The organism is Vibrio sp. 1457, assembly GCF_033340195.1.
GTDB classification, from domain to species: domain Bacteria; phylum Pseudomonadota; class Gammaproteobacteria; order Enterobacterales; family Vibrionaceae; genus Vibrio; species Vibrio alginolyticus.
In genome coordinates, this window is the sequence record NZ_JAWOWA010000014.1 from 59,034 (window position 1) to 82,378 (window position 23,345).

Genomic DNA, 23,345 nt, shown 5'->3' on the forward strand with positions numbered 1-23,345 from the left:
CCTTATGCCGTTTGCGCTGCGGTTTTGGGTTTGTCTTCTTTCGAAGCAGGAATCTCGACTTTGGATTGCTTCTCATAAAGGAACTTCAACACGGCTTGTCGACACTTCTGATACTGCGCATCATCCGCCAGTGCGACACGCTCACGAGGGCGAGGTAGATTCACTTCTAACACTTCACCAATGGTTGCTGCCGGTCCGTTGGTCATCATCACGATTTTGTCGGATAGCAGCACCGCTTCATCCACATCGTGAGTAATCATGATCACGGTGTTGTTTAGCTCGGCTTGAATCTTCATCAGTGCATCCTGCAAATGCGCACGGGTTAACGCATCCAACGCGCCAAATGGTTCATCCATCAGCAAAACCTTCGGTTGAAGTGCCAGTGCTCTCGCAATGCCGACTCGCTGCTTCATACCGCCCGAGATTTCATCCGGCTTTTTGTGCGCGGCATGCTGCATTTGAATCAACTCCAAGTAGTGATTCACTTGTTCCTGAATCCACGCTTTGCCCTTTTTGCCGGCAATTTGTTTTACAGCTAGCTCAACGTTTTGATACACGGTTAACCAAGGCAATAATGAATGGTTTTGGAACACCACTGCGCGGTCAGGTCCCGGTCCAGCTACTTCTCGCCCATCGACTATTACGCCGCCGTCTGTTGACATGTGCAGCCCTGCGACTAAGTTCAATACCGTTGATTTACCACAGCCAGAGTGACCAATTAGGGATACAAACTCGCCTTTATTGATTTGTAAATCGACGTTCTTAAGCGCGATGAACTCGCCATCTGGCGTTGGGAATCGCATCCCTAAACGCGTTAGATCTAATAATGCTTTTTCCATGATCTTTTCCCTTATCTCAACGCTTGTTGTTTATTCCAAGACAGCCACTTTTGAAGTTGCAACATGCCTCTATCGAGCATCAAACCGATAAAACCAATGGTGATGACAGCCACCATGATGCGCCCCAATGACGCTGAACTGCCGTTCTGGAACTCATCCCAAACAAATTTGCCTAACCCTGGGTTCTGCGCAAGCATTTCTGCCGCAATCAATACCATCCAAGCGATACCTAAAGAGAGACGTAAACCTGTGAAGATCATTGGAATGGCAGAAGGTAAAACGATGGTGCGTATATGCTGCCACCACGAAAGTTGGAGCACTTTGCTCACGTTGATTAAGTCTTTATCAACGCTCGTTACACCCACAGCGGTATTAATCAGCGTCGGCCATAAGCTACATAGCGCTACTGTGATCAGAGAGTTAATGAACGACTTAGCAAACATCGGTTCATCACTCACATAAGTGGCACTTACCACCATGGTAACGATAGGCAGCCAAGCTAAAGGTGAAACAGGCTTAAGCAATTGAATGATTGGGTTGAACGCTTGATACAGCCCTTGATTCAGACCAAGCACGATGCCAAGTGGAATCGCAATGACAGTCGCCAACAGAAAGCCGGCAGTTACAGTCACTAAGCTTGTTATGATTTGGTCGAAGTACGTCGGCTTACCTGTGTAGGGACGAATCTTCACTGCCGCGTCTGGATTCTTCGCTAACTTCGCAGCATTGCGCTTTTCCTGACGCTCGATAAACGCTTGTTCCTTTTCTCGCTCTTGCCAATGGTCATCGACAAGATTGCTGAACTGCTGAAAAGTTTGCACAGGTCCCGGTAGCGTACCTAATGAAGTTTGCACTTCTCTCGCTGCTAAGTGCCACATTGCCAAAAAGATCAGCAAGCCAATGACGGGCAAAAGCACCAACCGACTTCGGTTCACTACCTGCTTAGCAGGAAACAGGGAAATGACATTACTAGACATACTCACTCCTAAGAAATTTACATCCTTGTTGCCACAAGCGAATCCCCTCGCCTGTGGCGTTTATCGTTATGGTTAAACCTTGTCTTTTCCTTTAAGCCCGATAGAGAACTTCTCTAGATATTTATTTGGCTCGCGACCGTCATAAACGATGTTGTCGATAAAGTGTGTTTGTGGCGCACGAAAACCATCTTCAGCACTGAAATCTGGGAAGTCTTTTTTGCTCAACACACCATCTTCAATTAGCGCTTGAGCCGCTTGTTGGTAAATGTCCGGACGGTAAACCTCTTTTGCGACATCCATGTACCAATCATCGGACTTCTCGCTTGAGATCTGTCCCCAGCGACGCATTTGAGTCAGGTACCAAATCGCATCGCTGTAATACGGATACGTGGCGTTATGACGGAAGAACACGTTGAAGTCTGGCACGTCTCGTTTATCGCCTTTCTCGTATTCAAATGTGCCGGTCATTGAGTTGGCGATAACTTCGGCATCCGCTCCAACGTACTCGCTTTTTGATAGCATCTTCACTGCTTCTTGGCGGTTGGCATTGTCGTTTTCATCCAACCAATGTGCCGCTCGAATCAAGGCTTTCACTACGCGAATATGCGTGTTTGGATACTTCTCAGCCCAAGCTTTGGAAACACCAAACACTTTCTCTGGGTTGTTCTTCCAGATCTCGTAATCGGTCACGACTGGCGTACCAATACCTTTGAATACGGCTTGTTGGTTCCATGGTTCGCCTACGCAGTACCCTTTGATCGTGCCCGCTTCCATTGTTGCTGGCATTTGTGGTGGCGGTGTAACACTCAAAAGAACGTCAGCATCCAACTGGCCACTGTTATCGCCTGAGTCTGGTGCGTAAAAACCTGGATGAATCCCACCTGCCGCTAACCAGTATCGCAACTCATAGTTGTGCGTCGATACAGGGAACACCATCCCCATGTTGAACGGTTTGCCTTTATCCAGATAGCTGTCGACCACAGGCTTCAGTGCATCCGCTTTGATTGGGTGAACTGGCTTGCCATCTGGTTGCTTTGGAATGTATTGCTTCATCTGCTCCCAAGTATCATTGGAAACCGTGATTGCGTTGCCGTTCAAATCCATACTGAACGCAGTAATCACTTCTGCTTTTGTGCCAACACCAATCGTTGCGCCCAATGGCTGACCAGCAAGCATGTGCGCGCCAGCAAGCTCACCATCGATGACTCGGTCTAAAAGCACCTTCCAGTTTGCTTGCGCTTCTAAAGTGACGTACAAGCCTTCGTCTTCAAAAAAGCCTTTCTCATAAGCAACCGCCAGCGGTGCCATATCGGTTAACTTAATAAAACCAAACTTCAGGTCTTCAATTTCTGGCTCACCCAACTCAGCCTTTACGCTGACCGTGGTGAATACCGATAACGAAATTGCTGACACTTTCAGCATCGAACTCCATTTCATTGGTTTGCTCCCATAAAAAAAGCGCCACTACTCCGAAGAGCAGTAGCGCCGTTGCTAAGTCTACAATTACCGCCGTTGATAATTGAGATAAGCGATTCAACAATAAACCCAATTCTTCTAATCCAATTACTGTGCCAACTTATTTTTCACAGTAAATACAATAGATTAGTATATCTTGCCGTTTGTTATTCCCTGTTATTGCTTGCTGATAGTGCAACACGCACCACGTTAGAAAACGCACTATAACCCCAAAGTAGTAGAACGACTAATCAAGCACCTCCAAAGTAGTTATCAAATTCTTGGCAACTTGTGCGAGCGTTTGGCTCGATTGCATGGCTGAATTTCTTAGCGCTTTATAAGCCTGTCCTTCATCAACGCTGTGCATCTTCATCAGCAGACCTTTCGCTTTTTCCACCAGCTTGCGCTCTTCAATCTTATTGGTCAGTAATTCAATTTCCGATTGCATACTTTCGAATTTCGCTCTCACTAATGTCGCATGTTCAATCCAAGGTTGAAGTGCAAACTCACTATCGTGCGGCATAAGAACATAGTCCATTTTTTCTGATAAACGATTGATATCATTGGATGATAATTGCTTTAAGACGATAAGAAGTGGTGCCGATTTTCTGCGGCAGAAATCGACGATCAAACGCAGTTCCGCGGTTGGTTGCTGCCATCCAACCACAACGCTTGCTGACGGTTCTCGTTGCATTAACGTTTCTAGTTGTGCCAATTGGCAACCCATGATGTTGTCGTAATCTTTGCTCAATAAGCCGGACAATCGAGCCTGCTCTTGGAGGCTATCACAGCATACTATGATGGGTGTTTTTGACGTTGATTGAGTCATGCACATTCCTTGTTTATATCTCACTCACTAAGAGAAACATAACAAGGAATGTGCCAACTAAAGTAGAAGCCTTTTAACTAGAAGCGAGATGTTCTTTGAAGAAGCCGAGTGTGCGTTCCCAAGCGAGCGCCGCTTCTTCCGGTGCGTAGCGTGCTGTTGAGTCGTTATGGAAGCCGTGGTTGACGTTCTCATACATTAACGCCTGATATTGCGCATCGTTCGCGATTAATTGCTGCTCATAGGCAGGCCATGTGTCGTTGACGCGCTTATCGAGCCCTGCGAAGTGAATCATCAACGGCCCTTTGACCTGCTTTTGAATCTCTTGCGCCGCTGGTGTTCCGTAGAAAGGCACACCTGCGTCCAGCTCTTCTGGCATTACCGCTGCAAGCATATTGACGATGTATCCACCGAAGCAGAACCCAACCGCGCCCAATTTACCGTTTCCACCCTCGTATTGTTTTAGGAAGTTAGCGGCTGCAATAAAGTCTTGTTCGATCTTGGCTCTGTCCATCTCTTTCTGCATTGCGCGACCTTCATCGTCGTTCCCCGGATACCCGCCGAGTGGATAAAGCGCGTCTGGAGCGAAAGCAATAAAGCCGTCCTTTGCAAGTCGTCTTGCGACGTCTTTGATATAAGGGTTCAGGCCTCGATTTTCATGAATCACCAACACGGTCGGCGATTTCAAGGTCTTCTTCTGTGGCATCACCAAATAACCACGCCCTTCTCCATGCCCATTTGGAGATGGAAAGGTTTCGTAAGTTGCTTTGATGTCAGGATCGTTAAATGAAACTTGTTCTGCGAGTGCGTAATTCGGGGTTAGCGCGTCGACCAGTGCTGTCATGCTAAAGCCAAGCACCGCAAGGCCACCCAGCCTATTTAGAAACTCACGGCGCGAGATTTTTCCGTGGGCGTATTCGTCGTACCAATCGAAGGCTTCTTGCGGGATCGGATGAGAAGCCTTTTCACTAGGAGTGGTATACTTTAGAACCATTATCCCTGTCCTCTGTGTCTTACCATATGGGATTTTCTCATTCTCAAAAGCGAAGCGAGAAACGAACGCGATTGAGGCTAAAACTGCGGTTTCACCACTCTGATACGGAGCAAGGTGGTGAAACACATCATTGGCGAGCTAAGATCTTTTACCTTCTTCAAACAATAGATAATGGATTCAGATTCAACAACTTTGCGCCGTTGGTTTTACATTAATTGACAATAGTACGTTATTGCTGGCCGCAATAGGCTTGCCAGTAAGAAAAGGCACGTTCGAATGCTTTTTCTCTGTCGTGCATTTGTGCAAACAAGACCACTGTCATGGTAGCAAGAACCGTATTTGCCATTTGGTTCATGTCGTCTTCTGACGTCCCAAATGGGCAGTTCGCAGGCATTGGCACCTCAGACAGCATTTGCTCCGTCCAGTAATGCGATGTCACGCCGCTTGTTTGGCTTAACCATACGGTTTGGCTTACTTTCGGGTTGTATTCGGACTCACCCGATTGTCCTTTGAATGACACAACGGCATGAGCGGTTTTGCCAATCTCGAATTCGACTTCAGCATGAAGTTGTTGAAACCCGGGATGAAAGCTACCACGAATACCAACCGTCGCCTGCCCCGGATTCAATGCTCGAACCACGGTATTAATCGGCGTTCTAAGCCCATAACGATTCTTCCAACCGATCATGGTTTCTGCTTGGGGTGCAAACGAACTCAGCGGCAGATACACAATGTTTTGTGTTTCTAAGACACGTTTTGCGTCTTCGGCTGATTCCGCTTTCTTGATAGCAAACTTGTCGAGGTAATCTTCGGCATGCAAACGACCAGATTGACGGTCATGATAGCCGTGCATCAGCACTTTGTGGCCATTATCGGCGAGGATCTTCGCTGCCAACAGGTGCCAAGGCTGCCCTGCCGCTTCACGTTTGCCTGCATAACATGGCCAGTCAATGTCTGCACCAATAGCAGGCATGCGGGATTGGAATGCTTTCACAAAGCCAGCGATTTCTTGTTGAGTCTCGTTCTGTACGCGGATCAGCATCAATAACATCGCCATCTGATCATCATCGCACTCACCGTTTAGGTATTCATCCATAACTCGAAACGCTTGGTCAAAGTTCAGTGGTTTTCTACCACGTTCGCCACGACCGACTGTTCTAATACATTCCAAAATGCTGCTCATATTCCCTCGTATTCCGTCACTGACTGTACGGTTTCTATTAGTTGTTCGCGCAGTTTGACAACTTCTCCCATCACAATCAATGCTGGGCTCACGCCTTTAAGTGTAATCGATAAATCATTGAGCTGATTGAGTTGTGTAACATGCACTTGTTGTTGAGGGCTGCAACCATGAGTGATGATCGCGACTGGAAAATCTTCTCTCAAACCAGAGCCTATTAAACCCGTTTGTATTTGCGATGACTTTTCTAACCCCATATAGAAGACTAACGTTTGTCCGCTTTGCATCAGTTGGCTCCACGCTTCAAATGCGCCTGTTACCACTTGCCCCGTCACAAAGGTAACGCTACGAGCAACGCCACGATGAGTCAGCGGAATCAAGCTGTTTGCTGAACATCCAATCGCAGCGGTAATGCCGGGAATGACTTCGTACGCGATTGAGTGTTTGACGAGTGCTAACGCCTCTTCGCCTCCACGGCCAAATACGAATGGATCTCCCCCTTTTAAGCGCACAACTCGCTTTCCTTGTTGAGCGAGCGATACCATCAAATCACAAATTTCTTCCTGACCAATGCTAGGTTGTCCGCATCGTTTGCCCACGTAAATCCAATCGGCTTGTGGCGAAGCCAACTCCAAAATATCTTTGTTCACCAAACGGTCGTACAGCAGAACCTCTGCCGACATAATCGCTTTCACAGCCTTTACCGTTAACAATTCAGGATCGTGCGGCCCTGCTCCGACAATCGAGACAAAACCTTTGTGGTTCGCGTCGAGGTCTATTGAATGGTCTTCTAAAAGTTGGTTCAGTTTGCTTGCTTGGTCATGCTTAGAAAAGCGAGACGAGCGTTCTTGTTTCTGACTCGCTTGTCCTTTCTTAAACCAAGACTTTTGATAAGGCGCTTCCATGTGCTTATCCTCTTTGTGACTTACTTTATTTGAATAGCCAGACTTTGCTGGTTCGCTTGCTGTTTGCCCTTTTGATGCTGATGGCTGTCGACCATTTGTTTGATTTGAGAAACGCACGAACCACAGTTAGTGCCGCATTTGAGTTTGTTTTGAAGTTGAGTCAGTGAAGTGCAGTCTTGTTTCTCCATCGCGTCATGTATTTGTTTATCAGTGACACGGAAACAACTACAAACCAGTTTGGCACTGCTTTGCGATTGAGTGATGGTAAGCAGTTGCGATAGCTCCATCGGTTTGCCAATCAAGCCGGTAAAGTTGGTGTAGTCGGTTTGAATCGGTTCACTAGACACCACCAAAACAGAGCGAATGATACGAACGTCTCCAACAAGGTCGTAATCCACTGCTAGCCAACCTTGGGCAATATCTATCGTAATTCTGCGGCTCTTTTCCGTTCGACAAAAACTCTGCTTCTTTGGTCGCTTATCGTGTGCAAAGCGCCAAATACCCAAATTGCTTTCTGCTTGAAATGCGCTGTAAAGAAATTTACCGGAATCAAACTGTGTACCGATGAACATACCGTAGGTTTTTACCGCCGCATCTTGCACTTCAACATAAGATGACTTAAACGCAGGTTGCCCAGAAATAGGGTCTTTTGCGCTGTTTATTATCGCGTTAACACTGCTTTCACCGCCATATCGACCTGCCCAGTGCATTGACATAAACAGCTCCTGAAAACCCAAACCTTCATCAATGGCAACTTTGGCATAAATACTGGTGTTTGAAGTAGGCTGGAACAGCTTGGTGAGCTGTCCTGCTTTTAAGCGATTTTGAGTGGCAGAGAGCGTGTTCATGTACACGGTTGGTTCTAACTCAGAGGCGGCAAGGTGGGCGATATGCCCTGTGCGCGTCATGGTATGCCATTGGTCACGTTGCCTGCCCGTATTGAGCCACCAGCCTTTTGTTCTTTCTAAGCGCGTTGGAGATTCACTGGTCACGACAAAACGCGCTTTTCCATCTGGGTGTGAATAGACGCCATCAGCAAAAGGGCGCTCTCCTCCCCATTGTGTCGGTACCCACTCTTCGTATTCTTGCTCGGTTAAGTTGGCGTATTGAGAAAGATCTAGCTTCAATGGCGAATCTGCATTCATGCCTGTCATCGCGGCATATTCCCTGAATACCGCCCGCTCAGAAGTAAACGCAAAGCCATTTTGTGTCTTTTCCAATGCACACAAAGCTTGTCCAACTTGGCTTATCGCCCACCAATCTGATTTTGCTTCACCCGGAGGCGTTTGAAACTGGCGCTGCCTTGAAAGTCGACGCTCAGAGTTGGTCACCATGCCTTGCTTCTCACCCCAACCAGCGGCGGGCAGCAACAGATCCGCAAAATGCGCTACATCCGAATCCGCTGTGATATCGGAAACAATCACAAACGGACAAATCTCTAGTGCACGTTTTACCAATTGGTTATCTGGTAAAGAGACAACGGGATTGGTTGCCATGATCCACAGAACTTTAATCTCACCACGTTCTACCGCCTCAAACAGCTCAACGGCTTTTAAACCGGGCTGAGTGGCAATTTCTGGCGAATCCCAAAACACCTGCACTTGCTTGATAGACTCTGCGTCAAAAGCACGATGAACCGCTAACTGATTGGCCAATCCACCGACTTCTCGCCCACCCATCGCATTCGGCTGACCTGTAATAGAAAATGGCCCACAACCTGACTTGGCAATTTTACCTGACGCCAAATGCGCATTAATAATGGCATTGCCTTTATCGACACCATTTTCGGCTTGGTTAACCCCTTGGCAAAACAACGTGATTGCGGTTGGGCTTTGTGCAAACCATTGGAAGAATGTCGTGAGTTTTTCTTCTGAAATCCCAATGGAAGACGTTAGATTAGTGACATCGTAACGCAAGTCAGACACTTCTTCTGCAAGCGCATCAAACCCGTCGGTATAGGAGTTTATGTATTCAGAATCAATACATTGCTGCTCGATAAGAAACTTGAGCAGCCCATTAAAAAGTGACACATCCCCATCGTTTTTAATCGGTAGATGCAAATCCGCTTGCTGCGCTGTGACTGTTTCACGCGGGTCAATGACCACCAGCTTGAGGTTAGGATTGTTCTCTCTCGCTTGTTGAATACGTCGAAATAAAACAGGATGCGTCCAAGCGGTATTAGCACCGCAAATTATCAATAGCTCAGTCTTATCAATATCGTCGTAATTGACGGGAACGACATCTTCACCAAATGCTCGTACATGAGCCGCAACCGCCGAAGACATACACAAACGCGAGTTAGTATCGATGTTTGCGCTGCCAACATAGCCTTTCATGAGTTTGTTGGCGACGTAATAGTCTTCCGTCAACAACTGCCCTGACACATACATCGCGACGGAATCCGATCCAAACTCTGCTTTCGCTTGATGAATCTTTTCTGCAATCAGATCCGTGGCTTGTTGCCATTGCACTTCTTGCCCTTGAGGTCGCAGCTTGGTGACAAGCTTTGGATACAGCAAGCGCGAAGGCATATTCAAGCTCTCTGCCAACGCGACGCCCTTTACGCACAGTGATCCCGCATTTGCAGGATGACACGCATCCCCAACGATTCCTTTCGCATTGACCTCGACACCACATCCAACACCACAATAGGGACAAGTGGTTTTTTTGCATCCTTGCGACATAACACCTCCAGTGCGATTCAGCCCAACTTACTAGCAAAAAAAAGCCTCTCCCGAATCGAGAGAGGCAGCAATGCCTTTAACGCTGTTAGTACATTTTCAAAAAGTAATACCCTATACCGCTCTCGCCTGCTATTGAGAGCGGTGCATCGAGTTATCGATGAACGTTTATGTAAAGCAAGTGAGGTGCCAAGATTAAAAACCATTACTATACAAAAGGTTAGCTTAAAACCAATTATAGCAACGTAATGCTACGCACTGATTGTGTGCAAATTTCGGTCATTATCGTGCAGTATTACTTTACTAATTCCATGACTAACCTGGATTCTTCGTCACCAAAATAATGCGCTTCTTCTTCTAACGTTTTAAAGCCAAGGGAGAGGTATAAAGACAATGCAGGTTGGTTCTTAGGATCGACAGTCAATTTCACGCTTGAGCCTAACGTCAACGGCGCAATAACGTTTTCAAGGAGGGAACGCGCAATACCTTTACCTCTATGTTGAATATCGACGGCCAATGACATGATCCAATATTGATGTGCATTTGTGCTAGTCGTTAGCAATATATACCCTGCGACCTGCTCTCCCTCTTTTGCTACCAGTAAGGTCTCTCCCCAACAATCAAAAGCTTGCCGAAAGAAAAATTGAGGATAGGCGTGTTCTCCAAATAAAGTATTTTCGAGCTTATATATGGCAAATAAGTCCTCTTTTTGCGCAGACAAGATGTCCATTCAATGACTCCTTCTTAACATGAATGGCAGCAGTATACCTAAATCTCATCTAAATGACGGGACACAAACATCTCAATTAAGTGCTTAAGAAATGTAATATTCTTCCTGAAAATTAGGCCTAACTCACTTAGAACATACATCCGTGATTAAGTTTTAACCGCAAAATCAAAAACCACACAAGATGAAAATTTCAACACATACAACCATTAAACGCATTAAATTTAAGAACTTTATTCTGGTTTATTGAAAAATTCATAGTTGGATAATTTACAACCACCCCAAATTCACAGCATTATTCACCAAGCTTCGCGTGTGATAATAAACACTAAAACCTTTACCATTTTCAGCATTATTATTTTTATAAAAGCGAGTTTTAAAGTGAAAGAATCTCGAAATGCCTTAAATTCTAGTGAAATAAACACAACCACAGCTTGGTCAAAACATGATACACATTGGGTTCTTAGCCTATTTGGAACAGCCGTTGGCGCAGGCATCCTGTTTCTGCCAATTAACCTTGGGATTGGTGGTTTTTGGCCTTTAGTCGCGATGGCAGTACTTGCTTTTCCAATGACCTATCTTGCGCACCGTGGCTTAGCTCGTTTTGTACTATCTTCTAAGATCAAAAACGCAGACTTCACTGATGTAGTGGAAGAGCACTTCGGCGCAAAAGCAGGCCGTTCTATTTCACTGCTGTATTTTCTTTCGATCTTCCCGATCCTGTTGATATATGGTGTTGGAATAACAAACACAGTAGATAGCTTCATGGTAAATCAGGCTGATATGGCTTCTTTACCTAGACCTTTGCTTTCTGGCGTACTAGTGTTTGCACTAATTGCTATTATGATGGCGGGTGAAAAAGTAATGCTACGGGCCTTTGCCATTATGGTGTTCCCACTTGTTGCCATTCTTGCCTTTCTATCATTTTACTTAATACCGAACTGGACCATGCCTGTCATGGATGTGCCAGAAGCGTCAGCTTTTGCTAGCACTATGTGGTTAGCAGTTCCTGTAGTGATTTTCTCGTTTAGTCACGCAGCTGCAATTTCAAGCTTTGCAAATGTACAACGTCGCCATTACGGTAAGCAGGCAGATGCCAAATCCGAAGTTATTCTTCGCCGCACTAGCATCATGCTGATTGCCTTTGTTCTTATTTTTGTATTTTCCTGTGTGCTAACACTGTCACCTGAACAATTGGCTCAAGCAAAAGAACAAAACGTATCTGTATTGTCTTACTTAGCGAACGCAACCGATAATCCATTTATTGCAACACTTGGTCCTTTAGTAGCGTTTGTTGCTATCACTTCATCTTTCCTTGGGCATTTTTTAGGTGCGCGTGAAAGCTTAAATGGTTTAATTAACAAGCATTTTAACCTATCTGAGAAGCGTGTTGATCGTATCAGCGTGGCAGCACTGTTCTTCTCAATCTGGGCGGCGGCGATCATGAACCCAAGTATTCTTGGTATGATGGAAGCATTGTCAGGGCCTGTTATTGCAATGATCTTATTTATTATGCCAATGTTAGCGGTGTATAAAATCGAGGCGATGAAACAATATCGAGGAAACGTCTCTACTTACTTTGTTCTAGCAGCAGGCATTGTGGCGGTAAGTGCATTGATTTTTAGCTTCTTCAGCTAATAACTAAAGACTATCTTGGATTTTCAGGGGAATACCTTACACAAGGTTAAGGTGATTCCCTGAATTTTCTTACTCTTTAAAAGGTAATCATCGTTACCCTTGACTCTTAAATAAGAGCGAAAACACCCGCAATCATAAGTACTGAAGCGATGCAGGTACGGCCGATAATGCCGAAGTGCGAAGGTTGAATCATTTCATTATGCATAGTTAATCTCCTATTTATTATAAAAGCCATTTTTTATTGGCTTAATAACACTATGTCTAGTATCCAGTTTTTTAACAACCCATACAAACATTAAATATTTATGACAGAAACGTAATTTTTTACACTTCGCCCTGATTTTGAGCGATGAATCCGCGGCTTAAATCATTAGATTGAGTCCGCCGAATATGCTCGCCTACCCGTCATCGTTACCTTGTCTATACCATCGCCTAATCATTGCATAAGTTTTCAATAGATTTTGTTTTATAAATCATAATATTATAGAGATCCTTCTCGTATCTCACTCCTAAAACACTTTGCCACTGGGAATCCATCCGCACTTAACCAACAAGAAATGGTAGACTTAACTGGTATTCGGTTAAGAGATCACATTTTATTAATACGCTCATGCACTTCTCAATTAAAACACTGGCTTGCGCACTTTGTACTGCACTTGGACTTTTCTTGCATCCCACCAACGTACTGGCGAGTACCGAAAAGCAAGCTTATCTGGAAGAACACATTTCAGCAGAAAGCAAGCCCATGTTAAAACTCTACTTTCGCTCGATGGGTAAGCCGCGATCAATTCAAAAAGATGAGTTAAATGCGCCACAGAATGCATCAGCGGAGTCTCTTGCTCTGTATTACTTTGCACGAAAGTACCTTAAGCGTTACGAAGGCGTTCCATTACCGAAAGATATGCCCGATTTAATCGAATTCGGTAAAAAGCACCATTTGGAATGGGTCGTCGCTGAAGCACAGCTCAATAAGGCTGTAACAATGATTGAGCAAGACGATAACTGGAACGCAGAATTGTTACTCCATGACGTTGTTTCTACAGCCCGTGATCTTGGTTATCTAGCATTAGAAGGCCGTGCTTACCGCTGGTTAGGCAATCTAGAAGTATCTCGAAATCAACTACGCAGTGGCCTAAAATATTATCGCAATGCCTATGAGTTATTAGAAAAAACAGTATTTGAAATACAAGTCGCGATGACACTGAACAACATTGGGACGGTCTACATCGATGCATCAGATTGGGCTCGGGCCAACAGTTACCTAACGCAAGCTCTCGACACTTACCTAGAGAGCGAATATCAATACGATAATAGCTTTTTTATGGGGGTTATCTACGCAAACCTTAGCATCGTTCACTCGAGCCTCGGAGATAACAAAAAAGCGGAATATTATTTCAATGAAGCCATTCGACTTTCAATGCAAACGGGGTCGGACACAGTCAAGCACCACTCTTTATCCAGCTTTTCACAAATGTTGAGCTCGGTAGGAAAAATTGATGATGCATTAATGGTCGCACAGCGTTGCGTAGACCTGCCCATTCCAAAAAATCTAGAAATGCTAAAAACGTCTTGTTACGAGGCATTTGCAGAGGCTTACCTCGCAAACAAACAATACGATAAAGCTATTACAACAGCACTTAACGTTCTAGAACAAACCAAATCAACCAGTGAATTAGAGCTGCGTCAGCGTATTGATATGCTTTCGGTACTGGTAAACGCTCATCAAATTCTTAATGACTATGAAGCGGCTTTTCATTATTTAACCCAATTAAGAGAGCTAGAGGCTGAGTTTTCTCATCATATTCATGGTGAAGAGATGATTAACATTAAGTTTGACCTCGAAGCTAAGTTAGCCCAGAAAGAACTCAAATTGCTAGAAACAAAAAATGCGCTACAAGCCTCTGAACTGCGTTCACAGCGCTATCGAGAAATGTTCTACTTTATCGCTATTGCGGCAATTGGAGTCGTTGGTTTTCGTTACGTACTGCGCGTTAGACGTATTAATAAAGCACTCACTCAAGAAAATACTACCGATCCATTAACTCAATTGCATAACCGTCGCTATCTTCACATTTGGTTGGACAAAATGGCTCGTAGAAGCCCAGATAGAACATTTGCCTTAGCCGTTTTAGATGTCGATCATTTCAAAACCTTTAATGATCAATATGGACACGATATTGGCGATAAAATGCTGACTCATATTGCCACGCTATTTAACGAATCCACCCGCTCTGGTGACCTACTCATTCGTTGGGGTGGAGAAGAGTTTGTCCTATTATTCGAAGTACAGCGAGCCGAAGATTGCACTAAGTTTTTGGAGCGATTGAGATATACTGTTGAAAACACGCCATTGGTGGTTGACTCTAAACCATTAAGCGCGACAATTTCCCTTGGAGCAGTGGACAAACTGTCGGCACAAACAATTAAACAAGAATGGGATCAGTGGTTTTTCTTGGCAGACCAAGCTTTGTATGATGCGAAGCAAGCTGGTAGAAACCAGTTCATCATTCATCCTACATCATAAAAAAGCACACATGAAAAAAAATCTAATCATTATTACTTTTGCGCCTCTATTTCTTATGGCGTGTAGTAATCAGCAAGCATCTCAACTGGGAATGCGCAGCAGCAGTGTCAATGTATATGCCCAGCAAATGAGTAACACTCAACTATGTGAAACTCTCTACTACAACCGTGCAACTAACCAAACCAAAGTGGCGATTGGTGCTGAGTTCAATCGACGTGGATTAAACAAAAAGTGGTGTGATAAAGAATTCGATAAGTTGTACATTAAAAAGTGGATTGATAACGTGCTGCCTAAGGAAAAAGCCGAACCCAAGAAACCAATCGCAACTATTCAACCCGCTTCAACTAAATAACCCACCATCTTGAAGCAGACGGTACACTCGTATTTTCTGCTTTTCATTTTTCATTTTTCATTTTTCATGCATGTTCGATGCGACATATAAAAACCTCATGGTTTCAGTAAATTAACAAAGACTTATGTTGTCCATCGAACTTTTAATGTAAACAAGTTGTAAATGGTTTTCGTCCTTATTCTTTGTCGTTAGCTTTGTTTGTTCCTGTTAGCGGAATATGAAACAGGAACTAAAAAATTCCAAACAAAGACATGAGGTCAAAAATGGAAATACGCATTAATCGCCTATTTGCAGCTATGTTGGCAGTAGGCATTGCACCTGCCGTCTCGGCGTTTGATCCACTCTATTCTGAACAATGGCACTTAGACAACACGGGGCAAACTGCGTTTGCGGCTAATCCTGCTGTTGCTGGGAACGACTTAAACACTAAGCTCACTCAGGCAATGGGGATTGCAGGTGTTGGTGTGAAAGTTGCCGTTATTGATTCTGGAGTGCAGATCGATCACCCCGACCTTGCAGGTAATATAGTTACAGGTAGCAGAAACTTCGTCGAAGACTCTTCATTCCCACCAAGTTATCCGGTTGATACTAATGGTCATGGCACTGCTGTAGCCGGTTTGATTAGCGCCGTCGGCAACAACGGTGAAGGCGGACGCGGTGTCGCTTCTCACTCTTCCCTCATCGGTTTTAACTGGTTAGCCAACCAGACATTAGAAGGCTGGTTAATCTCCCATGGCATGGACCCAGCAACACGCGATGTTCGCGTATTTAACCAAAGTTACGGTTTCAGCCCTATAAACCCGATTACTTTTGATGAAAGCGACCCTCAGCTAAAACTTGAAATGGACGTGATGAAAAACGTCAGCAACAGTAACGCCTGGGGTCGAGGTGCTGTATTTGTAAAGTCAGCAGGTAATGGTTACCGCTATTTCAATGCAGGGCGATTCTTCGTATTGCCAAGTAACTTCTTTGCTGGTGGAGACAATCAAGGCTTACCGATGCACAACTCTGCTCAGTCTTATGATAACGCCAATTACTTCAATTTAGTCACTAGTGCACTACGAGCGGATGGTACGCGAGCGAGTTACTCATCGGTGGGTTCGAACGTGTGGGTTGCAGCACCAGCAGGTGAATATGGGCAAGATTTCCCTGCTATGGTCACCACTGATTTAATGGGTTGTGAAGAAGGGCAAAATACCAGTGAAGGCCTTGGCATTAATGGGTTACACGGCGGAACGGAGCTCGATCCGAACTGTAACTATACCAGTACGATGAACGGAACCTCATCGGCTGCGCCAAACACATCGGGTGCCATCGCGGCAATCATGTCAACCAACCACGCACTTTCTGCTCGTGATGTACGTGCTTTACTAGCGGAGACAGCAAAAGTAACGGATAAAGCGCATCCAGGCGTACAGCTTGAATTTACTAACCATAAAGGTGAACAGGTTAGCTACGAGGCCATTGCCCCTTGGCAGAAAAACGCAGCAGGCGTAGATTTCCATACTTTTTATGGCTTCGGTGCTGTAGATTTAGATGAAGCGATGCAACGTGCCCGGATGACGAATCGTGTTTTACCAGCTCAAGTCATTACGCCATGGGTTAATAACGCTACAGAAGTAAGTGTACCCGATGCAAGTCTAGTTGGTGGTTCTTCAAGTATCGCCATTGCCGATGAGCTGACAGTAGAATCCGTTCAAGTGACATTGACATTGGACCACGCTCGTCTGCCCGACTTAGCTATCGAGCTCATTTCGCCATCAGGGACTCGTTCCGTTTTGCAAACACCGCGCAATGGTCTTGTTGGTCAATCTCTTGATCCAACGATTACAGGCTACAAAGATCAATTAATGTTGTCTAACCAATTTTATGGCGAAGATGCAAAAGGCGAATGGACGTTGCGAGCAATAGATACGAACGGCGATGAAGTCTATTCTTACATTGCATATTTCAATTCTTCCACCATCTATGACGTTCCGATGGCAAACAACGCTCAGCCCGGTGTTATTAAGAACTGGTCGATGCGCATATTTGGACACTAAGGAGTCAATAACATGAAATACAAATCATTTTCTATGCTGGCTCTCGTTATCATGACGTCGAGTGTATACGCTGAGCAACAGCTCTCTCAACAACCTGCACCAGAACTGTTTGTGCCATCAGAAGCGGTTGAGATTAATGGCCAAGATTATCGAAAAGTGCAAACTGGCACTGTTAGAACCCTATCTGAAGACGTAAAACTTCAAGCGGGTGATGAGGTGTTTAAGAATGCGTTTAGTAACGTATCCAAAGCCACTGGACTGGTTTATATCACCGTAAACAATCCTAACGAAGCGAAAGCAGTCGCCAAAGAGTTAAAATTAGAAGTTATCTTCGCAGAAGGGGAATCAGCGGTGTTAAAAGCATCTCAAGATCAAGATCTGCTAAGTATTAGCGACTACCTAAACGCAGACAGCCGGGTAAAAGCGTCTAAAATTGAACTAAACAGCGGTAAATACCGTGCACAATAATTCTCTAACAAGAGAAGTTGGCCTGTAAAACCATGCCTCAGCGATTGCTGAGGCATTTTTTTGGGTAGGAACAGATACGCTATTATTCTTTAGTAACATTTCGCATAACTAGTATGATACCTAAACACCCTACTCGCCTGCGCCTGTCATTTCTTAAACAAAATAATTTCCGTTCTTAGCTCTTCTTCCGTGGTTTCCTTCGGACTATTCAGATAGCGTTCGATTCCTAAAGGACTGGTTTTGACTTTCATACCACTCTGACGAACCAAGTTCATCGCTAAAGCCCATGCATTTCCCAAAAACTGATATTCACCTCGGTGTTCAACGACAAATGTTTCACTCTCAGGAATGGTACCGGTAACCGCCCCTTGAGGCGCTGGTACTGAGTTATGAAGAGGAAAGCAAGTGATAAACTCGAATGTACCTTTCTGCATATCCATCGACTGGTAATAACAAAACAATTCACCATTCACGGATAGGGTTTCGTCACTAATTAACTGTTCTAGTTGCTGAACATGCTTCTCAATTACCGAACCTAATTCCTGCAAGCTAGCCACACCCTTGATCCCAATATAATGAATTTGAGGCAACGTTCGGTTCCCAATTTCGACTAAGTCTGAATGCACTCTTCCGGTTTCAAGCTTACTTTTAAGCATGCGTAACCCACGTTGATAATCCATCTCTATCATCGACTTAAACATACTTTTCAGAAAGAACAGATACCAAGGGACGCGAGATTGCATTTGCCATTCGACTAAACAGCCATTTTGTGACGGCGTCACGATTAGAGTCACCTTTCCATGGCTCTTGATTGGACGAAAGAAATGCAGCTCCATATCTAATCGATGCTCTTGAGTACTTTCCAGTACAATCGCGCCAGTCCCAATACGCTGACCATTCCATTGATAACCAGCTCCAACGTGGCCCTGATTATCACTGAATGTCAGCTCGCAGCTTGGTTCAAGAATGATCCATGGTGACCAGCTGGGCCAGTGTTTGAAGTTCTTGAGATAGCCAATAATTTCACTTTGATTCTTATTAATTTCAATACTTCGGCTGACCTGATAAGAGAGCATAACGGTTCCTCGAGTTTCCGCTTCACTAACTTCAGTCTAATTCAAATTCCAGTTTTTTCTTGTTTGACTGCGGGTTAGATGCGTACGACAAGAAAAAGCCAGAGCGTTAAGTCTCACTTGAATCAATACGCACAAAGCTAAGAGCAGAACTCCACTTTTGCACTAAATCGAACACCATCATCGTCCAGTACTAACGCCCACCCCATCCGTTCACATATTCGTTGTACGATAACAAGCCCACAACCATAACCAGCGTTGTACGTCTCGTTGCCATCGTGACGATTTAGGATCTTAAGCGCATGACCTTTCAACTCAATTTCAATATCTCCCACACTATAGCTAAAGGCGTTTTTAATCAGATTGTTGATTACAATGGTCACAAAACTCTCCGGTGCCTTCACTACACCACTATGTTGTTCGTGCAAAGCGTAGTTCGAATCTTGCTTGGCAAATAAAGGAGCCAGCTCTTCCAGTTGTTTTTGTAAACAAGTAAGAAGCTGATGCTCTCCGTAATGCTGAGGCTCTATTTTCTCTTTACCAAGTAAGAGAAACGCTTCTGTCAGTACACGCATCTCGTCACAAGCTGACTGCATCCTCGTGATGGCTTTTTGCGCAACTCGAGGTTGATCAGGAAGACGCGTCAGAATGTCTGTTGAGCCTTTAATCACCATGATTGGCGTTCTCAACTCATGCGATGCAAAACGGCTAAATTCTTGTTCTCGTTTGAAGTAGCCCGCGATATCGTTCTTATTATCCAGCAAAGTCTGCTCTATCTGGCGTGTTTCGCTGAACTTAGTTTCAACTTGGAAAGCGGGTTGATCCGGTGACATTTGGCTAATTTTGTCTTCAATTTGCGCTAATGGCCGAGACAATATTCGCACCATGTAAATGCCATACCCAACCATGACAAATGAAAACAAACCACCGAGCAGCAGCGTAAACTGATGCAGCGAGCTTTCGTATTCGTCCAAGTAATCATCTGAGTCATCTTGAAATACAATGTACATAAGCCCCTTCCCTGAGGGATGGTTCAATACAACAAAGTGTTTATCTTCTTCACCAAGCAGGTATTCGTAAAAACCAGGTGAAGTAAAAGAGAGCAACCAATCCGGTGTCGGAGCTTCACTCCAATATGAGTTGAACTCCAATACGTTTGGCAATGGCGCATCCCAGCCCTGTTTCTCGAAATTCTCACTATAAAGCGCAGCTTCAGTATCGAGCCAGTGATGTAAACTCAGCACTTCCAGTTTGTTTTCTGCCACATAAATCAGCGACCAAAAAAGAGTAAACATCACAAACGTCATGACCCCAAAACCCCAACGGATCTTGCGATAAATGCTTGGATATTCGTTATGCTTTAAGTCGGTAACCTTGTCCATGAATAGTCTCTAATCGTGATTCTTCAAAACCTTTGTCTAGCGCGGTTCTTAAACCGTAAATATGGCTACGAAGTGCATCACTTCCAGGTGGTTCGTCTCCCCACACACTATCGATCACTTCTGCGCGCGAGACCGCTGCTGGAGCACGTTGGAGGAGCAATTTTAAAATTTTAGTTTGAATTCGACTCAGCTTAATTTCTTTGTTTTTTCTCGTTACTTTTCCTGTACGCGCATCTAAACAAATATCTGCAAATTTGAGCGTTCCGATATCTTGTCTTGGACCACGATTAGCCAAAGCATGAACACGCAAACTGAGCTCTTCCATCGCAAATGGCTTCATTAAATAATCATCTCCCCCCGCTTTAAAAGCCGCGATTTTGTCATCTAGCGTATCTTTTGCCGTTAGGAAGAGAATTGGCGTTCCACATAACTTATCTTGTCGAAGCTTCTGTACCGTACTGATGCCATCGAGCTTCGGCATCATGATATCCATGATGATTACATCGTAATGATTTTCCTCGATTAACTTAATCGCAGCCTCTCCATGAAACGCACAATCGATAATCATGCCTTCGAGCTCAAGATAGTCTGCAATCGTCTCCGAGACGTTATGGTTGTCATCTACAATTAAAATTTTCATAAAATCAAATTTCTTCACGATCTCTTCACGATATGCCCAATAAGATACAGGCAATTTCCTAAACTCGCTCGTAAATTGAGGCTAATACAATGAAAAAACTCGCTCTTATTTCTGTAGTAGGTTTGGCATTGTCTGGTTGTGGTGGTTCAGGTGGTGGCACCAATAGCGATAGCACACCAACTCAACCAGCAGTGAAACCAAGTGTAGCGATTGGCTCTGTTGAAGCGGTCAACGCTGAAGAAAGCACGTTAACCGTCAATGGACATACGTATCGTGTGTCTGAGGTGGTTTATGACGACACACAAGTGCAATTGGCCGATGTAAAACCCAAAATGGTGGTTCGCGTGGGTTCAGATATTCGGCAAGCTTCGGGCAATGGCGTCCGAGTCACACTTGAACCAACCATTACTGGACGTGTGACAGCGATTGATCATGTGAAGAAAAAATTCACGGTAAACGGCATAGAGCTGCAGTTTGACGGTTTAAGTGATGATATAGAGATCAACGACTGGGTGATGGTGTCATCCTTACCGACTGCGGATGCGGGTTATCGAGTGTTGTCTGTGGTCGAGCTCGACGTAGATAACGATTACCCAGCACTTGGAAGCTACTACGAACTGGAAGGTCGCATTACTAGTACCGATGAAAATGCTGGAACATTTAAGTTAGGTGGAAAAGTAACGGTGACATATAACAACGTTAACCAGCTTAGCATTGGTCAATGGATTGAAGCCGAAGGTGAAATGCAAAACGGCATCTTCATGGCAAATGAGGTAGAAGTTGAAGACTACGACGATCTAAAAAATGACAGCGATGTGGAAGGTATCGTGACTTGGGTTGCCAAGGATTATAGTGAGTTCTCTCTAAACTACCGAGGAGCCTTCTTCATTGATAACGCAACACGCTTTGAGGATGGTAGCAAAGCTAATCTAGAACAAGGTCAAGAAGTAGAAGTGACCTCTGTGATGAAAAATGGCAAACGCACAGCTACCGTCATCGAATTTGAGCGGTCGGAGTTTGACAATGACAACCAATGGCGGGGTAAAGAGTTTGAATGTGAAGGCTATGTATCAAACTACGATGCTGATTCAAGAGTGTTTGAAATTGAGCATTGTGAGAATGATGCTGATCAAGTACTAAGTAACACCACCGTTGTGATTGATGCACAAACACGCTTCCAAGGCATTGAAGAACTTAACCTAAATGGTGCTCGTGTCGAAGTCGAAGGTGTGATCATTAACGAGCAAAATATTGCCCGTGAAGTGGAGTTAGACGTTTACGACTACTAATCCCTTCTACGCTTAAGAAAAAGTGTCACTTCGGTGGCACTTTTTCTTTTCACCTTACTTTGCTTCCCAAGCTCAAACCAACAAGTTCTCAGCCAAAGCCTTTTCTCTCCGTTACACTTTACCTATGTTTCACAACATTGGTGACGAATATGAAAAAACGCAACCTCATTTTGTTAATCTTGTTTTTTGGTTCAGCCACGAGCTTAGCTAGCGTTATGGATCCTGACTGCGATGCAGAAAAGGCAGCTAAAGCCGCTGCGACAAAAGCCGTGGTTGGTGTTGGGGGTCGCTGTACGCCTAAAGAGGCACTGAAAGATACCGCAGTTGATGCAGGAAAAGACAAATTGCCAGATGAAGGGGTGGCGGGTAAAGCTGTTGATGCAATGACACCGGAAAAAGAGAAGAAAACGGTGAAAGACGTAACCAAAAAGCTCAATAACGATTGATACCTACATCATAGATGTTTGAGCGTAGAAAACATTTTCCTAGAATAAAGTGGCGATTTACCAGTTGTTTGAAGCACACGTCTAATCTTGGTTTTTCATATTCAAAAACCTGCATTTGACCACACACTATTTTTACTACACAAGTTCAAAAATTAGTAATAATTCCTCCTAACTTTGAGACTTTGAGCCTAACGAGAAATGTAACAACTTGCATACAAGTCACTTGGCTATATTGTACACATACTATATATCGAAGAAAGGAGGTTTAACGATGGTTAGAGGTTATAGTGAACAGACTCTAAAAGCCGAACCTGTAGTTCAATTGGCGGTACTGACAGGCTTAGATGCCGATTTGAACTTCATCAGAAACAACAGAGAAAAGGTTTTGCCTATAATCACAGGTGTCATTTTGTATCGACAGCTCAATAGACGCGACCAAAGAAAAGTCCTTGAGCAGGCACAGGCTTTAGGGAATTCGAAATTTTTCGGTAAGATTCAAATGCTGGTAGCGCAAAGTATTGCCAAGCCAATGTGGAACCCTTGGAGCCTATCAGATGGTGAGCTGCGCCAGTATTTTAATACTCATAAAGCAGTTGCAAATTTCCTTTCTACATGGTTTATCACCATCGATATTAAACTTGAGGTCGGCTTTATGGCAGCTGTTATATACGCACTATCAAAAGGTCAAGGGGCTGCATTGATTAAAGAAATGGCTTCAGTGCACATCGCTGAAGAGACTTTCAAAAAACTCAGCCTCTCATCAACTGCACAACAAGCTGGCGCGAGAGCATTTTTTGTAGCTGTTATTCTCGCTAGTGTACTCAAAGGCTTTAACGAGGCAGATGCGCTAGCTGCAAAGAAAGAGTTGTTACGACGTAACATGCTTGGAATAGAGGATTTGTAAGCT

The 23,345-nt window shown here is 44.4% G+C and carries 20 protein-coding genes; 8 read left to right on the forward strand and 12 right to left on the reverse strand.

Annotated features, from left to right (window positions below; all coding sequences use genetic code 11):
- Positions 1–2: 2 nt before the first annotated feature.
- The 9 genes from R7Z41_RS15610 to R7Z41_RS15650 form a co-directional block, all read right to left on the reverse strand.
- Positions 3–839, reverse strand: a complete 837-nt coding sequence (locus R7Z41_RS15610; protein WP_206969292.1) for an ABC transporter ATP-binding protein — start codon at positions 837–839, stop codon at positions 3–5.
- Between the two features lie 11 nt (positions 840–850).
- Positions 851–1,816: an ABC transporter permease gene (locus R7Z41_RS15615; RefSeq protein ID WP_318136377.1), complete on the reverse strand. Its 966-nt coding sequence runs from the start codon at positions 1,814–1,816 to the stop codon at positions 851–853.
- Between the two features lie 72 nt (positions 1,817–1,888).
- Positions 1,889–3,253: a CmpA/NrtA family ABC transporter substrate-binding protein gene (locus R7Z41_RS15620; protein ID WP_005375887.1), complete on the reverse strand. Its 1,365-nt coding sequence runs from the start codon at positions 3,251–3,253 to the stop codon at positions 1,889–1,891.
- Positions 3,254–3,518: 265 nt separating this feature from the next.
- Positions 3,519–4,100 (reverse strand): ANTAR domain-containing response regulator, encoded by a 582-nt coding sequence (locus R7Z41_RS15625; protein ID WP_033906998.1) that lies wholly within the window; start codon positions 4,098–4,100, stop codon positions 3,519–3,521.
- 73 nt (positions 4,101–4,173) lie between these two features.
- Entirely contained in the window at positions 4,174–5,091 is a 918-nt protein-coding gene (locus R7Z41_RS15630; RefSeq protein WP_206969289.1) for a dienelactone hydrolase family protein, read from the reverse strand.
- Positions 5,092–5,320: 229 nt separating this feature from the next.
- The gene (locus R7Z41_RS15635) at positions 5,321–6,274 is read right to left on the reverse strand and encodes a glycosyl transferase family protein (RefSeq protein WP_132936408.1); all 954 of its coding nucleotides are present in this window, start codon (positions 6,272–6,274) and stop codon (positions 5,321–5,323) included.
- Complete coding sequence (gene cobA / locus R7Z41_RS15640) at positions 6,271–7,176, reverse strand: uroporphyrinogen-III C-methyltransferase (protein ID WP_206969288.1); 906 nt, start codon at positions 7,174–7,176, stop codon at positions 6,271–6,273. Before cobA ends, R7Z41_RS15635 begins: the two co-directional genes overlap by 4 nt.
- 20 nt (positions 7,177–7,196) lie before the next feature.
- Positions 7,197–9,860 carry a nitrate reductase gene (locus R7Z41_RS15645; RefSeq protein WP_206969287.1) on the reverse strand — a complete coding sequence of 888 codons (2,664 nt, stop codon included), beginning with the start codon at positions 9,858–9,860 and terminating at the stop codon, positions 7,197–7,199.
- Between the two features lie 292 nt (positions 9,861–10,152).
- Positions 10,153–10,587 carry a GNAT family N-acetyltransferase gene (locus R7Z41_RS15650; protein ID WP_054574324.1) on the reverse strand — a complete coding sequence of 145 codons (435 nt, stop codon included), beginning with the start codon at positions 10,585–10,587 and terminating at the stop codon, positions 10,153–10,155.
- Between the two features lie 378 nt (positions 10,588–10,965).
- Between R7Z41_RS15650 and R7Z41_RS15655 the strand changes: the two genes are divergently transcribed.
- The 5 genes from R7Z41_RS15655 to R7Z41_RS15675 all read left to right on the forward strand — a co-directional run bounded on the left by R7Z41_RS15655 (position 10,966) and on the right by R7Z41_RS15675 (position 17,608).
- The gene (locus tag R7Z41_RS15655) at positions 10,966–12,222 is read left to right on the forward strand and encodes an aromatic amino acid transport family protein (protein ID WP_206969281.1); all 1,257 of its coding nucleotides are present in this window, start codon (positions 10,966–10,968) and stop codon (positions 12,220–12,222) included.
- A gap of 610 nt (positions 12,223–12,832) precedes the next feature.
- Positions 12,833–14,746, forward strand: coding sequence for a tetratricopeptide repeat-containing diguanylate cyclase (locus R7Z41_RS15660; RefSeq protein WP_025767692.1), 1,914 nt, complete (start codon positions 12,833–12,835; stop codon positions 14,744–14,746).
- A 10-nt stretch (positions 14,747–14,756) separates the two neighbouring features.
- The gene (locus tag R7Z41_RS15665; RefSeq protein WP_025767691.1) at positions 14,757–15,098 is read left to right on the forward strand and encodes a hypothetical protein; all 342 of its coding nucleotides are present in this window, start codon (positions 14,757–14,759) and stop codon (positions 15,096–15,098) included.
- Between the two features lie 263 nt (positions 15,099–15,361).
- Positions 15,362–17,140, forward strand: coding sequence for a S8 family peptidase (locus R7Z41_RS15670; protein WP_167415988.1), 1,779 nt, complete (start codon positions 15,362–15,364; stop codon positions 17,138–17,140).
- Positions 17,141–17,152: 12 nt separating this feature from the next.
- The gene (locus R7Z41_RS15675; RefSeq protein ID WP_025767689.1) at positions 17,153–17,608 is read left to right on the forward strand and encodes a hypothetical protein; all 456 of its coding nucleotides are present in this window, start codon (positions 17,153–17,155) and stop codon (positions 17,606–17,608) included.
- Positions 17,609–17,754: 146 nt separating this feature from the next.
- On the opposite strand, the gene R7Z41_RS15680 is transcribed toward R7Z41_RS15675, so the two are convergent.
- The 3 genes from R7Z41_RS15680 to R7Z41_RS15690 form a co-directional block, all read right to left on the reverse strand.
- A complete protein-coding gene (locus R7Z41_RS15680) occupies positions 17,755–18,684 on the reverse strand; it encodes an SRPBCC family protein (RefSeq protein WP_005375849.1) in 930 nt (309 codons plus the stop codon).
- A gap of 137 nt (positions 18,685–18,821) precedes the next feature.
- Positions 18,822–20,063, reverse strand: a complete 1,242-nt coding sequence (locus R7Z41_RS15685) for a sensor histidine kinase (RefSeq protein WP_017634216.1) — start codon at positions 20,061–20,063, stop codon at positions 18,822–18,824.
- Positions 20,035–20,703, reverse strand: a complete 669-nt coding sequence (locus R7Z41_RS15690; protein ID WP_047101150.1) for a response regulator transcription factor — start codon at positions 20,701–20,703, stop codon at positions 20,035–20,037. The genes R7Z41_RS15685 and R7Z41_RS15690 overlap by 29 nt, the downstream gene beginning before the upstream one ends.
- Positions 20,704–20,792: 89 nt before the next feature.
- Between R7Z41_RS15690 and R7Z41_RS15695 the strand changes: the two genes are divergently transcribed.
- The 3 genes from R7Z41_RS15695 (at position 20,793) to R7Z41_RS15705 (ending at position 23,342) form a co-directional block, all read left to right on the forward strand.
- Positions 20,793–21,992, forward strand: coding sequence for a DUF5666 domain-containing protein (locus R7Z41_RS15695; RefSeq protein WP_225477809.1), 1,200 nt, complete (start codon positions 20,793–20,795; stop codon positions 21,990–21,992).
- A 149-nt stretch (positions 21,993–22,141) separates the two neighbouring features.
- Positions 22,142–22,438, forward strand: a complete 297-nt coding sequence (locus R7Z41_RS15700; RefSeq protein ID WP_115386687.1) for a hypothetical protein — start codon at positions 22,142–22,144, stop codon at positions 22,436–22,438.
- A 271-nt stretch (positions 22,439–22,709) separates the two neighbouring features.
- Positions 22,710–23,342 carry a hypothetical protein gene (locus R7Z41_RS15705; protein ID WP_225473152.1) on the forward strand — a complete coding sequence of 211 codons (633 nt, stop codon included), beginning with the start codon at positions 22,710–22,712 and terminating at the stop codon, positions 23,340–23,342.
- Positions 23,343–23,345 lie beyond the last annotated feature (3 nt).